Origin of the sequence: Paenibacillus maysiensis (assembly GCF_000520815.1) — a bacterium.
Classification (GTDB): domain Bacteria; phylum Bacillota; class Bacilli; order Paenibacillales; family Paenibacillaceae; genus Paenibacillus; species Paenibacillus maysiensis.
The window spans coordinates 12,377-27,057 of the sequence record NZ_ASRY01000002.1 but is presented as its reverse complement, the minus strand read 5'-3'; the positions used below and the strand labels follow the sequence as shown (position 1 = coordinate 27,057).

The following is a 14,681-nucleotide window of genomic DNA, read 5'->3' as shown; positions in this document are numbered from 1 at the left end:
CCTTTCCGGTTACTGAATGTGCTTTTTCTTCCTGCCGCCGAGCAGACAGAGTCCGATCGTAATCAAGGACATCAGCGCCAAAGCCATATAGAGGGCTGGCGGTACGCTGTTATCCCCTGTTTCTGGAACATCGTCCAGCTCGTTGTTGCCGGTTCCACTTTCGACGTTGCCGGCTCCGTTGTTGCTGTCGCCGGTTCCATTGTCGACGTTGCCAGCTCCGTTGTTGCTGTCGCCGGTTCCGTTGTCGACGTTGCCGGTTCCGTTGTCGACGTTGCCGGTTCCGTTGCCGCTACCGCCGGGCCCGGGATTGCCAGGCTGTTCCGGTTCGGGTTTCGCGGGGTCAGGCCCGGGTTTGCCGGGTCCAGTTCCGCCGCCACCGCCGCCTCCGGAACTTATCGGCTTCAACTGTACATCATAGCGTACGATGTCGCTTCCGACCGAGATGATAGGGCTCGTATGCGTCTCATACCCGGGTTTCGTCACAATCAAATAGTAGTCCGTGTCCGGGAACACCATGTACGCATACGCGCCGTTTTCGTCGCTGTTCTGACTTGGGCTGGCGTTATCATTAGGCGCAAAGCCCGGAATCGCAGGCAACGTTACTTTCGTGCCCGGCACGATGCCTTTCTCCCTGTTCTTCGGCGTATCCGCATAATACAGCGTCACTTCGGCGCCTTCGATCGTTGCGCCGGTCGTTTCGTCCGTAATGATACCGTACGGGTCAACGAGCTCCTGAGAAATATTCAATTCCCCGTTCGCCTTCACGTCTAGATCCGCCTTGATGAGCGTCAGTTCTTTGCCTGGCGCAACTTCGTAACGTACTTCCATTTTGTAGTTTTCTGCGGATAAGCTATCCGCAGAGAATGCGCCGTTCGGTTGCAAGCCGAATGCTCTCGGAACACCGTTCTCATCTACAACGTATTGGCCGCTTGCATCCCGCAAATAAATGCGCATCTTGCCGGCGAGTTCGCCGTTCAGCAGCGAAGACTGCCCTTCAGGCTGCTTCAGGAGCACGACGCCTACAGCCGTAATGTGCGCCGGAACCAGCTCGCCGCCCTTCACATCGCTGTCAACTTCCGCTTTTTGCGTGAAAGTGATCGACTCGTCAACACCATTCACTTTGATCTTTTTCGTGAAGCTGATCGTATAGTCGCCACCATACGGCACAGGATGGAAATATGCGCCGGCGGCGTCGGTCGTGATCTCGTGCTTCTCGCCATTTGCCTCGTTGGTGATGACCACAGTCGCATTCGGAATCACTTTGCCCGTTGTGTTGTCTCGCAGCACCCCGGTGATTGCCGCTGGTACGGTGGTTACCGTCGTGTCGGCGGTCAATTTTCCTTCTGTCAGGCTGTCCACCTTAGCCGTGATGTGGTGCTCCTCAGGCGTTGTTGTGTCCAGCTTCGGCGGTGTATAAGGGATGATTGCTTTTCCTTGCTCATTGGTCTTGGCCGTGACTTCCGATTGATCCGGCAGGATAAAGACGACATCCTGGTTCGCAACCGGCTTGCCTTCATAATCGGTCAACGTAGCCGTCAACTGCGAAGGCGTCTCACCGTTGCCGGGAACGACTGCGGGATCCGCCGTCAGCGTCAGCTTGCCGGAGAGATACCTCGCATTGACGAAGCGAGCTTCGTCAATTTGCTTCTCTATGATCGTGCCGCTATACGTTCGATTCACCGGATCGGCGGTGTAATCCTCGCCCGAATAATCAGTCTGGGTGACGATATAGCTGTCACCGCTCGGAATGCCTTCAATGGCGACGGTTTCCCCATGCTTAAGGGTGATCGTCTCGCCGGATTGGATCGTTCCCTGCGTGCCGTTCGACTTTGTATAAGGGTACGCCTTACCTTTATCGGCGTCCGGGATTTGGACAGTAAACTCAAATTCCTTATTCTTGTCCGCGCCGCTGCCAACCACCGTCTCGCCGATCAGCAGACCGCCGTATACCATCCGCGTGTTAACGACCTCTGCTTTATGGTCGCCTTCATCGATAATGGTGCCGGTCGTTTGCCAGTCCGGCCAAGTCGTCGTGTAGCCGTCTTCCGTATAATCAGTCTCTTTGACGGTGTAAGTTGTATCCTTAGGAATCCCACCAATGACGGCGGTTTCCCCATGTTTGAGAGGGATCTTGCCGCCGGACCCGATGGTTCCCATTGCACCGCCCGATGTCGTATACGTATACGTCTTGCCTGCACCCGTGCCTTCGAAGGTGACGGTGAACTCGAACGCCTTGTTCTTGTCCGCGCCATTGCCCGCGACCGTCTTCCCGATCGTCAGCTTGCCGGGAAGATACTTGGCGTTGACGAACTTTGCTTCGACCGTTTCCTTCGCCACAATGCTTCCGGTACGCGTCAGATCCGCCGGATCGGTAGCATAGTCCTCGCCCGTGTAATCCTTCTGGACGATGGTATAGGTGATACCGTCCGGGATATCCTTGATGGTGATAGACTGGCCACCTTTCAGCTTAACGGTGTCGCCGCTGGCCACGGTGCCACTTATGGAGCCGGAATAGGCATAAGACTTGCCGTTGCTAAAGGTAATCTTATATTCAAAGTCCTTGTCCGGGTCCGCCCCTTTCCCCTCTATCGCCGTATTCAGCGTCAAATGGCCGGGCACCCACACCGGGGTTGGCACAACCAGCGGTTTGTCGCTGGTTACCTGCACCCCGTCCACCCAGATGGGATTCCAGGGAGTAGACGCCACACGCACCTGATAAACTGTCGTGGTCGGCAGATAGGTGGTCTCGTCAATATAGGTTTGCTTGAGCACATAAAGCCCTGCTTTGGCAAACAGGCTAAGCTTGCCGTTCTCATCTGTCTCTCCGCCGGTGACCTCTGTTACGCCGTCGGACTCATACAGCGTGAATTTTACGCCACTCAGCGGCTTGCCTGACGGGGCGACCTTGAGCAGATCCAGCTTGCCTTGAGTTTCCGCGCTGCCGCCCACATCACTGTTGTCGACCGCGTGTTCGCTTTTGGCGCCGATGTTCTTCAGGGTGTCATCACCCATCAGTTTAATCTCGTTGCCTGCCTTTCCGCTGCTGGGCAATCCGGTGACTTCGGTCTGATACACCATCTGGTAGAGCTGGTTCGGATTTTCCATGCGGAAGGTCAGTCGTGTTACGCCGTTATCTGTGACAGCTTCAACCCTGACCTCCGGGTCGGAGCCGTCCAAATCCAGTGCAGCGCCATCCCTTTCAAGGGCTCCGCTTGGAGTCAGCTTGGCGCGGTACACCGCCATGTCAGGGCGTCGCAGCGAGAGGTTCCCGTTTTCGTCCTTGCGCAGCGCCAGTCCTTCGCCAAGGGTGTCCTGCAGATAGACGCCGTCCTTTACCTCAAAGGGCGGGGTGTAATTCACCGTCCACTCCAGCACGCCGGGGTTCGGCTTCGTCACCGATTTGCTCAACGTCTGCATCGGTACGATGATCTTGCGGGTGCTTGTGACTGTGGTAGGCTCATCCCCCCATGTGATTTTCATCTCGGCGGTATTCGTCAGCGCATGCTTTGCTTCGCCAGTTTCAAAGTATTGACGCAGTGCCGCCTCAGTGGGTCTTGCCTTGTACAGAATAACATAGGGACTTTCCAGCTTGGTAAAAGAAAAGGTGCCTATGTTCCCTGCGGCGGAGAAGCTCACGAGACCACTTGGGTCGGGAATAAGCGCCCCAGCGCTGACAGTCGCTCCATAGTCTGCCCGGGTCCCTCCGTAAATCGCAAAAGCCTGTCCCTCCGAATAGGGCACAAACTCCCAGCCCTCGGGCAGAGTATCGACGAGTTTGATGTCGCTGGCCACGTGATTGCCGCCATTCTTTGCCATCTCCTCGGTCTTCAGGCCGTTCATATTGACCGACAGCCGGAAGGTCACCGTCTTGGTCACCTGATCATAGGCTGCCAGCATATTTGCTTCGTTAGCGTCGCTGTTACGAATGTGGTGATTGACATTGGAAGGGTCAATATTTGTCCCCTCCGGCTTTGACGCATAGAGCATTTCTTTGGCCAGCATACCGCTGTTGACCCGTAGAGAAGGCCGAGTTGAATCAACTGTCCGATTTGTACCTTCAAACAGGAACGCCCGATTATACTGATCTGTGGCCTTATTGCCCGCGAAGTGCTCCCACTGCGTCATCAGGGAATTAAATGTGAAGGAAGCCGGCTTATCGGTATTGTATCCGGTGACACGAAGCAAGTCGGCGACAGGCTTCCCATTCTGTGAAAGGGTGTATACCTGATGCGTTAAGCCGTCACTCGACTGAAAGGAACCGGACTGAAACCGCTGGTAGTACCCCGGCCCAATGTTCCCCTTCAACTGATCCAGAATTCCAGCGTCAATCTCCGGGACGGCCGTAACCTTGGTAAAATCGATGGAGTTCGCATCCCCATATACCAGCAGATCGTACACCGCACCGTCCGGGAGAGCCTCCTGAGGCGTAAGGGTAACCTTCCACGGCAATGTGCCAGAAGCAAGGATATTAACACCGGTACCTGCTTGCTTTGTCAGGGTATGGGCGCCAATGACGACCGCGGCGGTGACCGCCACGGTACCCTGGTCATTGTCCTGCACGGTATTGACATCCAGCTTCCACTGGGCGGTGGCCTTGTTGTTAAAGCTGGTTGTACTGCCTGTAACTTCGGACACAATGACCAGCCGGATTGGACCGTTCACCTCCCCGAAGGAATACACATCGCCTTCGGGTTCTATCGGCGTTGTTGTCGCTGACCAGTCCTTCTTAGCACTGTCCCACGACTGCCATGCGGCCGATTTCCAGGTAAGTCCGGCCGGCAGGGCATCGGTGATGGTGAAGTCTTTCAGCCCTTGCTTGCTGTAGTTCTTGTTGACATCAATCGTCCATGTAATGGTACGCGGGTCTGCGGAACTCGACCGCTTGTCCAGTACGCCGCTCTTCTGAATCCAGTCGGGCCTGAAGGTGACGCGCCACGGATTCGAGGAAACCAGCTTACTTTCCGACGCGTCCCGCAGCTCCGCGATATTGGTGACGGTCTGATACCCACTAGCGGTGTTATACTCAGTATAATACTTCGCCTTGGGAATCCACGTCTTAAAGGTGACGATCGCCTTGTCGCCAAAGCCCGCAGGGTAGGTGTAGGCCAGCGCATTCGTGGTGCCGCCGTCCGGTGTCACCGTACTGCCGTTGACCTTAAGGGACCCCTCCACATAGGTGCCCACCTGAACCGGATCGAGCGCGTCATAAAACTTCAGCCCGTCCAGCGGCTGCGGGATGGCAGGGTCAAACAGATCTGTGGCGGCAATTTCCACCTGCCACTCGATTGCCCCCTCTACAAAAGCCGCTTGATTGATCCAAGCGTTATCGGAAGCGTTGCTGTTGGACTTCTTTTTGATGCTGTACGCAGACGTGACCTCGGGGTTTTCGAGCATGTAGCCCGCCCCGAAAATGTCAATCGGCTTTTGGTGGCCATATTCTATGCCCGACACATCCGCCTTCGCGGTGGATTCAAAGCCGAAGGTGATGTTCTGGCCCTGTCCGTTGAAAAAGCGTTCCTCGCCGTCAAACACCACCTTGATGCCCGCTTCTGAGAAATAGGCGGTTCCGATTGTGTAGCCCGATTTTTCCTTCAGCGTCATGGTGGCATCCGGCAGAATCACTTCCGGAAAGTAGGTCGCTTTGTCCAGCATCACATAGTCGCCATACAAAATGACTGTGCTGCCATCCACCGTGTTCGGATCGGCGGCGTCACCCTTCACCGGAACCTTGATGCCGGTCGATCTCAAGGAGAAGGGCTTTCTCCCGTGAATGGTGTCACCCGTCTGTAAGACATTCCCGTCCTGTATGACTTCCAGCGGAAAGGACGAATTCGCTCCCATGAGCACCGCCGTTTTGTCCGCCGGGTCTGCCGCCATCGCTGCGAAATTGACTGGCGCACCGTACACCTCCTCAGATACCGACGACGGTTCGTTCGCGCTCAGCGAGCCGGCTTCGCCTGGCACACTCTCCGCATATGCAGCAGCAGAGAACGTCACTGTCTGCAAGACAAGCAAAACTGCTAAGCAGAAAGATAGCACTGCTTTACCTACACTGCGTTTTCGTTTCAATACAAAATCTCCTCCGTTCTCGAAATTGCTGAAAATTTTTGGCGATAGCAAGATCATCTACCCGATATAACGCTCAAGCGAATAGACATATGTATTTGCTTGATCCCAGCAGCCTCTGCATCACCGAAATCTTGCGGAGTTCCAGATGAACGGGTAAGTGCCGTGGGCGTCAGGCCGTTGATCATGCTTAGTAGCTTTTCCCCCTCTCCTTCGATCATCTTCGCCCTGTAAATGACAGAATACGCCAAGTTTGCACAGCGTATTTCCACCATTATACGACAAAGGACCTATACAAAATCTAAACAACCACTCGACAATGTTCCCACCATCCTATGCGGGTCTCATCCGATCGTCATACAACCGACCTCATAAATGAAAGTAATGCCTCACCCCATCGATTGATGTAACTTGCGAAGTTCCTTCTTTTTCACCTCCTCTATAGAAACTGATTGGCTTACTGGTACATGTAGTAGTGCTATTTTCCTATTATCTTAGTTTCGCTGTGATCAACACCACCACAAAAATCTTCTCAGGTGTAGGACATCGGTTATAGGATATCTACATATGACCAGCCTATCTTAGTTCCTATTTCATATCTAAAATTTGAGATAATTTTCCTAATTAGTGTAAGTCATAAGACCTATTTCGACAAGACCCGAAAAACATACTTCTAATATCTTGTTTGACAATGTTGAAAGAAGAATATCTATTCTTCCAAAATACGAGTTTATGTTATCCTTAGGAAATTGGCTCATGATAACTACATTTTCACCCAAATTTCCACACTTTCTTTTCCATAGTTAAAAAGACTAGTCTCTACAAACTCTCTATAAAGTGAAAACTTGGCCTCTCCTTGCAAATCTCAATAATAAACAACTGCTGACAGACTTCAAAGCGTCAGTAGTAACAAGTTCTCATTAGGTTGGATTCCATTTTTCTCGCAAATATATAATGAATTATTGTTGGCACCTTCCATCAATCAGAATCACAAATAGGTGAAGTTAATTGTTATGTGTCGACAATTCATCATTGGATTCTTGTCCGGCGTTGTCGTCTGCTATATCATTCAGCAACATAGAGGTTACCGCTGTCAAAAATAAACGCCCCAGAGCTAACTTGTAACGATTAGACAGCTCCGGGGCTATTTTTATGTGCTATCTCTCCTTGTATCTATGGCCTTGAAGATATCCGATTAATCCTTGTAATCATCTCTAGCTCTTCAGCATTTCCCCGAAATTTTCGCCCTAATTATGGTAGGGTACAGCTTAACGAGCCCATCGGCGAAAAATTCGCCTAAGTGTGAAGCGCGGCGGCATTGCTGGCCACTTCGATAGGCTTTATGGCACTCAGGTCGAACAGACCGGAAGTGTTGTGCTGCCAGCCAAATTCTTTGTCGAAATTAAAAAAACTGCCGTCCCAGGAGATCCGTATGGAGGTAAAGGATCAGTTCCAAACCTTTATTTCGTCTGGTGCAACTGAAATTCAAATCGTTGGTTTGGCCAAAGGCGTAGCCGATTTTGCCTCCTTTTCCAGCCGGAGAGGTTCCGCTTGCAGTTGCTTTTCGTCCCATGCTTCCAAATTCCGTTTCCTGATGAGCTCCGCTTTGTCCCGATAGCCTTTCAGCTTATGCCGGGTATCGCGGTCTTTGAATTCTCGCATCAACTTGACAGCTAAATTCATCGGAATTTGATCCCTCCTCGCTAGAAATACGCGATATTTTTTTCCTACTCATCCTTTAACCGTCGTTGATACAAAACAATAGACACAATCGTTAATACAACCGTCCATGCCAAAATAATGAGGAGGGGTTTTAATAACTCTTCCGTCGTAAAGCCTATATTTCGTATATTTAGCAAATACACAAGTTGGACGCTTGGTGCATACTCCAGCACTTTGAAGATCGGAAAATCATCCGCTAGTAACACTCCCCATGGTGCCCCAGTGAATACGAGTGCCACAGGCATTATAGATAGTGATGCTTCAAGCAACGTCTTGGAGAATAAACCACATATCGTCCCGGCTGCCGTGTATAGAATAATCGAAAGAATGATTGCTGCCACAAACGCCCATATACTAGCTGGCTCATAGCCCAGTATATACGTAGCAATAGCCAGAGCAACAGCAGACACTACAAAGACTAAAGTACTTTTACCGATTAAAACATCCATGGTCGTGGCCGGAGTCATCATTAAAGATCGTAAAGTGTTACGCTCCTTTTCTTCTGCAATCAAGCATGCTTGTACTAAACACGTTAGTAACACAAACGAAGTATTTAGGAGGAAACCGATAGCTCCAGGCAAAGACGGGCCTGCACTTCGAAAAAGAAATGCGAAGAGAATTGGAACAATCACACTAAAGGAGACCGCATAATTGCGTGAAAACTCTTTGTAATCCTTCACAAATATCGCTCGAGCACGTTTTAATGAGATACTCATAGTAACTCACTTCCTGTCATTTTAATAAAGATATCACCTAGACTTGGCTCTTTCGTTTCTATTCGATCAATTAACCCTCGTTTCATCCAATCGGCTATTTGATCAGCCGTTCCCTCATCAATCGGAAGCTGGTAGGCCTCCCCATTGATTAAGTCAACACTAACTACGTTTTCTCGATGCTGTTTTTTAAGTTCCTTGGGTGAGCCGATGGTTTGGATTTGTCCTTGATACAAAATCGCTACACGGTTACATATCAATTCTGCCTCAGCCATATCATGCGTAGTTAAAAAAATCGTTGTCCCTTTCTCATTTAAGTAGCGTAAGCCTTTATAAATATGTGCTGAGTTTACTGGATCTAAAGCCGAAGTAGGTTCATCCAAAAATAATAATTCTGGCTCATGGATAACCGCGCATGCCAACAAGACACGCTGGCGCATCCCTTTCGATAAGCGATTGACTTTCTTTTTGCGCTCTCCGCTTAAGTTCACAAACTGCAGCACCTTATCGATCGAAGATTTAGGAAGGTCATATAATTGGCGATACAGCTCTAGATTTTCCTCAATCGTTAATCTCTCATATAGACCGCTGTTATCCGTCAAAATGCCAAAGCGCATTTTCTGAGCAGACTGATGCATCATCTCCGCTGGCCGGTTAAATACACTTGCCTGTCCGCTTGTCGGATTTAATTGCGCCGTTAAAATCTTTATTAATGTCGTTTTTCCCGAACCACTCGGACCCAGGAACCCAAAAATTTCCCCTTTCGGAATGGAAAAGGACACGTCCGATAACGCATCCTTATTTCCAAATTTCTTTCGAATATGTTCTACTTGGATAACATCCATGAACACCACTTCCTTAGCGTTGATGCCTTAAGCATATAAAGATTGCATGCTTCCAGCCATCAAAACCCGCCGAAATGTAGCTGTTATCGCCTGAATGGTACCATGGAATGCTTGATTGGTTCGATATTGCCCCGGAAATTAAATGTTAAGAAGTGCTTTTAATTCATGCAATTTTGAACGGGATAACGGAACCACGGCATCTTTACCCGTATTTAATCGCAAGCTGTAGCTATTCTTCGTCCATGTAATAATCTCTCTTACTTTTTGCAGATTAACGATGTAGGATCGGTGGCACCTAAAAAATCCGAAATTTAACAACCTCTGCTCGAGCTCGGTTAGCGTCAAAGCACAGACATAATTTTCTCCACCTACATGTACAAGGATCGAACCATCCATACTTTCTATGTAATCGACTTCAGGCGGATCAAATAAAATCACTTTGTCATTTCTTTTCGTATAAATCTTCTGCAGGGTTATATTGGCCCGATCTTGTTCCTGCGCTTCCTGCTTAACCTCTTCCGAGTCCCGAATATCCAGTGGATGAAATCCGAGCTCGTTCAATCGATAAATGGCATCACAAGAAATCATGGCATCCTCTAAGTTCGAAGTTAAAATTAAAATCTGCTTTTCTTTCAAAAGGTCATCCAAAATCCGTTTAAAATGACGACGATCTTCTTCTTCCAAGTAAAAATAGGGTTCCTCCAATACAATTGTAGGCTGATGCGCAAAAAAGACACGCAGCAATGTCACATACATCCTTTTCGATGAGCTTAGATCCTTGATTTTTACCTTCCGTTCTTCTTTTAAAGCAAAATAATCCATTAACGGAGCGACGCGTTCATTCCTCTCCGTTACATTGATTAGAAAAGTGATCAGCTCTTCCACCGTCAAACGCATATACTCGTTTTGTTGAGCTCGAAATAAATAATATTGGGAATGATCCTTTAATTGATTCATTAAAAGCTGCTTTCGCTTCAAGTCCGTTATAATCCCAATCGATTGGTTCGATGTCATATTTAATTCAATCTTCGGTAGAAATAATTCCCCATCATAATATATTGGTTGAAATTGCATGCCGTCCTCCTGATCAGTGCCGCTGTAGGATATATAACAATTATAATGTTGGGATACTTTTTTGTCATAGATATCAACAATGTGGCCGTTTAGGCTCCCCAGAACGAAGCGGGCCCTGACTTCAACCAAGTCAGGGCCGATGGCTATCATAATTTCTCTTGCTTTAATGCATCAATAATATTTTCCTTTCTTACTTTCGCGCCAGAATAAACAATCGATTCATTGTGAGGACCTGTCCAATGTGGTTGCCGAAGATCAGCAACAAGCGATATTCCAAGGCAGTTAGCGGAATTTCGGCACCGTTTTTATGCACTTTGCCTTCCAGCGTGTGGATTCGAACATTGTCGATGTCGATGATCGCTCCAGCGTGGGACGGCTTCTGGTATCTCCGCAAGACGGACTTGATCCGGGAAAGAAGCTCACGAACCCGAAAAGGTTTGGTAATGTAATCATCGGCTCCCATGTCGAGTCCCATCACGACATTGACCTCATCATCGATCACCGTTAAGAAGTTGACCGGAATGTCTCGCCGCTCCTTCACCATCTTGCACAATTCATAGCCGTTTCCGTCCGGAAGCTGTAAATCGAACGAGCATAAAGTGAACTGATCGATGTCTTCGGCGAGCACCTTTTTGGCTGAAGCGACATCATGACAGAGAACGGCCCGATAACCATCTTGCTGCAGCGAATATTCCAGTCCCGACGCGATCGTCTTATCATCTTCGACTAATAAAATTTTCATATGCAGATCATGCTTACGTTAGAGTAAACTCACTCCTCATCTTAGCTTCGATATTATAACAGATTTTCTGGGCAGGTTCACCGTTACTTATGGTAGGGTTCACCGCGCTGTTTGTAACGCAAGTTTTAAGACCATTCTTTGCGGGATGCCCCTTTACTTTGTACAAGATGTCTCACAGTTCACGGGTTTCAGGCGATTGGTCAGCTTCTCCATATAATTTCCAGGGAATTGCCGGCTATCTTCACTTCTCGGCATCTCGCATACCCGTTGTTTAATTTCATATTCCCTTTCATCAATAATTCTTTCTTTCTTGCTTTTCATTCCGTAAAGATATCGGTAAACAATTCGTACGCTGCATGGGTCAATCTTCGCCTCCTGATGTTCTCCGAAACGGATTTTTGTGCGATGGTTTGGAATCTCCTAATCTTTTATACAAAACTTTCCTTTATTTATGATACGCTTCTCCTCATTTTTTTGAAACAGCAAGTTTTTTCTCAATTCATCAAAGAGGGCATCCAGCGGATGCCCATTTGTTATCAGATTATATTCGATTTTATATATCCTGTACCCTCTTCGATGTCCGCCCTTTCAGCATAGCGGAATAAAACGCGCTTTTTTCATGCGCAATCGCCTTTACCGATTCCAGCCGCTTCATTTGCTGCTCCAATAGGTCAATATGCTTATCCAGCATGTTGATCCTCTTGTATAAAATTTCGCAAATGTCCATGTCCGAATCGTTATGGGTTAGTAGGCAGCCATCCTCGGTAAAAGCCGCGATGTTCTCCAAACTCATCCCCGTCTCCTTTAATCCATGAATAAACCGGACATATTGTAGATCCTGTTCATCATAACTTCGTTTTCCATCTTGACGGCGAGGCTTGGGGAGAACGCCTATTTTTTCATAATATCGAAGGGTAAAGGCTGTAATACCCGTTAATTTAGCGATTTCTCCAATGGAGTACATAGACTTGTCAGCCTCCCTTTATGATACAGTGAGAACCACTTTGCCGACAGCTTGCGACTTCTCTAATAACTGCTGAGCATGTACCGCTTCAAGAAGCGGAATTCGATAGGAAACAAGCGGATTGATTTTCCCCTGCTCCAACCATGTGAAGAGGGTACCTAAATCCTCTCTAAACCATTCCGGCTGTTCTTTTCTTAAAGATGTAATGTTGTAAAGGTATGCAATCAAATGGACACACGCAAAAACGATATTACCATTGAACACTGGGCATTAGTTCCATTTCTGATATGTAACTGTAGTGAATTTCCGCTTTCTCTGAAAGAGCCTCTTGAGTAAGCCCCTTCTATTCCCTTAAAAATCGAATTTGTATAATGATGTCTTGTAAGAAGCCTAATTGTCATATGACACTTTGGAGTGACTTGGTATGGTGGGTGACGAAATGTAACTTGTTGGTATGACAAGTCCTTTGCCATACTTGGTTTTGCCGGACGCTATAAGGCAAAAATACATTTCAAGGAGAAATCATTCATGAAAAAAATGTTTCACACCAGTCTCGCGGTTCTACTATTATCTGCTACGATAACTACCGCGTGTATGGCACCCAACGGCGCGTCAGTTGCCGCACCCGTTAACGCACCAGTTACATCTGAAAAGGCTAGCTTGGAGGGGCCGCGAGATGCCAAGGAACTAGAAGCTTTTGCAGATGGTGTTTTTGCGGACAAGATGAAGAAGTTTAATACAGTTGGTTCTAATTTTGTGGTCGTCGCAGGTGGGAAAGTGATGCTAAGCAAAGGTTACGGTTATGCCGACAGGGAAAAAAGAATTCCTGTTGATAAAAATACCGTTTTCCAAATCGGCTCTGTTACAAAGTCATTCACTGCATTGGCAGCTATGCAGTTGGTCGATAAGGGGAAAATGGATTTAAAACACGATATCCAAGAGTATTTAGGAGGAATAAAGGTTCCGAATAAAACAGGAAAAAAACTGACGATGTTTGATCTACTTACATATTCAAGTGGATTTGATGAACCAGATATTCTCATGGAAATGCATCCAGAATACGCGGACAAATATTTTCCAATGAAGAAGTACATTGCATCAAATATGCCAACTGTTGTCAGGCCTCCAGGAGAAGCGTACACTTATGACAATTTTGGTTTCATGCTAGCGGGATATGCAGTAGCAAACGTAACGGGCATGTCATATTCCCGATATATGGAAAAGAATATTTTCAAACCGTTAGGCATGACTTCGACGAGTGTGCGGTTTACCCCCCAATTGTTAAGCAGAATGGCTGCTCACTATGGACCAACAGGCGAACTGATACCCTTGGACGGGTTTAAACCAACGGAAAAACCTGAAGGCGGTATGGTTTCAACAGCAGATGACATGGCGAAGTACCTCATTATGCACCTGAACAAAGGAAAGTACAAAGGTAAAGAAGTGGTGAGTCAAAAGAGCATAGAGCAAATGCACACATACCAATTATTTCCTGACAAGGAGTTCCCGGTTACAACAATTGGATTCGAAGGCTACTTCAAAGAGAAGATGAATAATCAGCATGTGATTCTAAAAGGAGGAAATGTTACAGGGCATTCTTCCTTGATTGTTATTCTGCCTGAGAAGAACACAGCGATGTATATGTCCTACAATAACGACTCCATGATGAGTCTTGACGTGTATGAAGAATTTATGAATCATTATTATCCGAGAAAAGCAGAAGTTCCAAAGTCAACCTACGCGACAATAAGTGAGCAGCAGGCCCAAGGCTACGTGGGATTATACCAAAACACGCGTATCGCTGCCTTAAGGACGAAGGTTTCGTATTCGGACGGGAAATTAATATTGGAGACAGGAACATCAGGCAAACATACACTAAAAATGATCCACCCTTTATTATTTGAAGATGAATCAGGTAATAAATTGACGTTTAATAAAAATGAAGCAGGCCATATTGCATATTTGTATTACATGCAGCTCCCAGACCTCGTTGCTTATGCGCAAAAAATAAACATTGATTCACCATTCTCTGATGTACCTGCGGATAGTAAATATATTTCATATATAAACAACCTTAATGCTTTGAAAGTCATGAGCGGAAAGTCAGCCAACCTCTTCGATCCGAAAGGAACGATGACTCAGGAAGAATTCTCAGAAGTGCTGCTGCGCGCCCACGGGTGGTATAAACAACCTTTCATGATTGAACCGAATAAGAAGCAGATGATGGCCGGACTACGTAATTATCAGCCTAATTCTCCTATTACTAGACAAATGGCGGCGGTAATGATCCAGAACCTGAAACAGGTTGAGCCTGGAACTAAGGTTAAATTGAGTGGCGAAACGGATGCTTGGGCAGTTAAAGCCATCACAGCTCTTGTTTCCCAAGGTATCGTGGACCCGGATATCAAGATCAATTCAGACGGCTCCATAAACTTCCGCTCCAAACAGCTTTTGAAGCGTCAAGAAGCCAGTGCCTTGTTGGATCAAGCATTTAATTACTATACGTTGCCAATCAGTCACTAATTCAAAAGGATTAAGTAGATTTTCTACCGTAA

Annotated in this window: 8 protein-coding genes and 2 pseudogenes; 2 read left to right on the top strand and 8 right to left on the bottom strand. The window is 47.6% G+C overall.

Going from position 1 to position 14,681, the window contains the following annotated elements:
- Nucleotides 1-9: 9 nt before the first annotated feature.
- On the bottom strand, nt 10-6,069 hold the full coding sequence (locus L696_RS0100170) for a DUF7601 domain-containing protein (protein ID WP_025681844.1): 6,060 nt from the start codon (nt 6,067-6,069) through the stop codon (nt 10-12).
- A gap of 1,347 nt (nt 6,070-7,416) precedes the next feature.
- On the opposite strand from L696_RS0100170, the pseudogene L696_RS30105 reads away from it, so the two are divergent.
- Nucleotides 7,417-7,567: pseudogene (locus L696_RS30105) on the top strand (DNA polymerase III subunit beta); the annotation flags it as partial.
- Here L696_RS30105 and L696_RS0100165 read toward each other — a convergent pair.
- The 7 genes and pseudogenes from L696_RS0100165 to L696_RS0100135 all read right to left on the bottom strand — a co-directional run bounded on the left by L696_RS0100165 (nt 7,552) and on the right by L696_RS0100135 (nt 12,390).
- On the bottom strand, nt 7,552-7,749 hold the full coding sequence (locus L696_RS0100165; protein WP_025681843.1) for a hypothetical protein: 198 nt from the start codon (nt 7,747-7,749) through the stop codon (nt 7,552-7,554). The pseudogene L696_RS30105 and the gene L696_RS0100165 sit on opposite strands and share 16 nt — an antisense overlap.
- Nucleotides 7,750-7,793: 44 nt before the next feature.
- Nucleotides 7,794-8,504, bottom strand: coding sequence for an ABC transporter permease (locus tag L696_RS0100160; protein ID WP_025681842.1), 711 nt, complete (start codon nt 8,502-8,504; stop codon nt 7,794-7,796).
- Nucleotides 8,501-9,346: an ABC transporter ATP-binding protein gene (locus L696_RS0100155; protein ID WP_025681841.1), complete on the bottom strand. Its 846-nt coding sequence runs from the start codon at nt 9,344-9,346 to the stop codon at nt 8,501-8,503. Before L696_RS0100155 ends, L696_RS0100160 begins: the two co-directional genes overlap by 4 nt.
- A 138-nt stretch (nt 9,347-9,484) precedes the next feature.
- Nucleotides 9,485-10,420: a LytTR family transcriptional regulator DNA-binding domain-containing protein gene (locus tag L696_RS0100150; protein WP_025681840.1), complete on the bottom strand. Its 936-nt coding sequence runs from the start codon at nt 10,418-10,420 to the stop codon at nt 9,485-9,487.
- 211 nt (nt 10,421-10,631) lie between these two features.
- Nucleotides 10,632-11,162 (bottom strand): annotated as a pseudogene (locus tag L696_RS0100145) (response regulator transcription factor); the annotation flags it as partial.
- A gap of 553 nt (nt 11,163-11,715) precedes the next feature.
- Entirely contained in the window at nt 11,716-12,126 is a 411-nt protein-coding gene (locus tag L696_RS0100140; RefSeq protein ID WP_025681838.1) for a MerR family transcriptional regulator, read from the bottom strand.
- A gap of 18 nt (nt 12,127-12,144) precedes the next feature.
- Entirely contained in the window at nt 12,145-12,390 is a 246-nt protein-coding gene (locus L696_RS0100135; protein WP_025681837.1) for a zinc-binding dehydrogenase, read from the bottom strand.
- Between the two features lie 264 nt (nt 12,391-12,654).
- On the opposite strand from L696_RS0100135, the gene L696_RS0100130 reads away from it, so the two are divergent.
- Entirely contained in the window at nt 12,655-14,649 is a 1,995-nt protein-coding gene (locus tag L696_RS0100130; protein WP_025681836.1) for a serine hydrolase domain-containing protein, read from the top strand.
- Nucleotides 14,650-14,681 lie beyond the last annotated feature (32 nt).

What these genes read in the sequence shown, in the direction of transcription:
- L696_RS0100140 (WP_025681838.1), bottom strand. Translation starts at nt 12,126, where the DNA reads ATGTACTCCATTGGAGAAATCGCTAAATTAACGGGTATTACAGCCTTT.
- L696_RS0100160 (WP_025681842.1), bottom strand. Translation starts at nt 8,504, where the DNA reads ATGAGTATCTCATTAAAACGTGCTCGAGCGATATTTGTGAAGGATTAC.
- L696_RS0100155 (WP_025681841.1), bottom strand. Translation starts at nt 9,346, where the DNA reads ATGGATGTTATCCAAGTAGAACATATTCGAAAGAAATTTGGAAATAAG.
- L696_RS0100130 (WP_025681836.1), top strand. Translation starts at nt 12,655, where the DNA reads ATGAAAAAAATGTTTCACACCAGTCTCGCGGTTCTACTATTATCTGCT.
- L696_RS0100150 (WP_025681840.1), bottom strand. Translation starts at nt 10,420, where the DNA reads ATGCAATTTCAACCAATATATTATGATGGGGAATTATTTCTACCGAAG.
- L696_RS0100165 (WP_025681843.1), bottom strand. Translation starts at nt 7,749, where the DNA reads ATGAATTTAGCTGTCAAGTTGATGCGAGAATTCAAAGACCGCGATACC.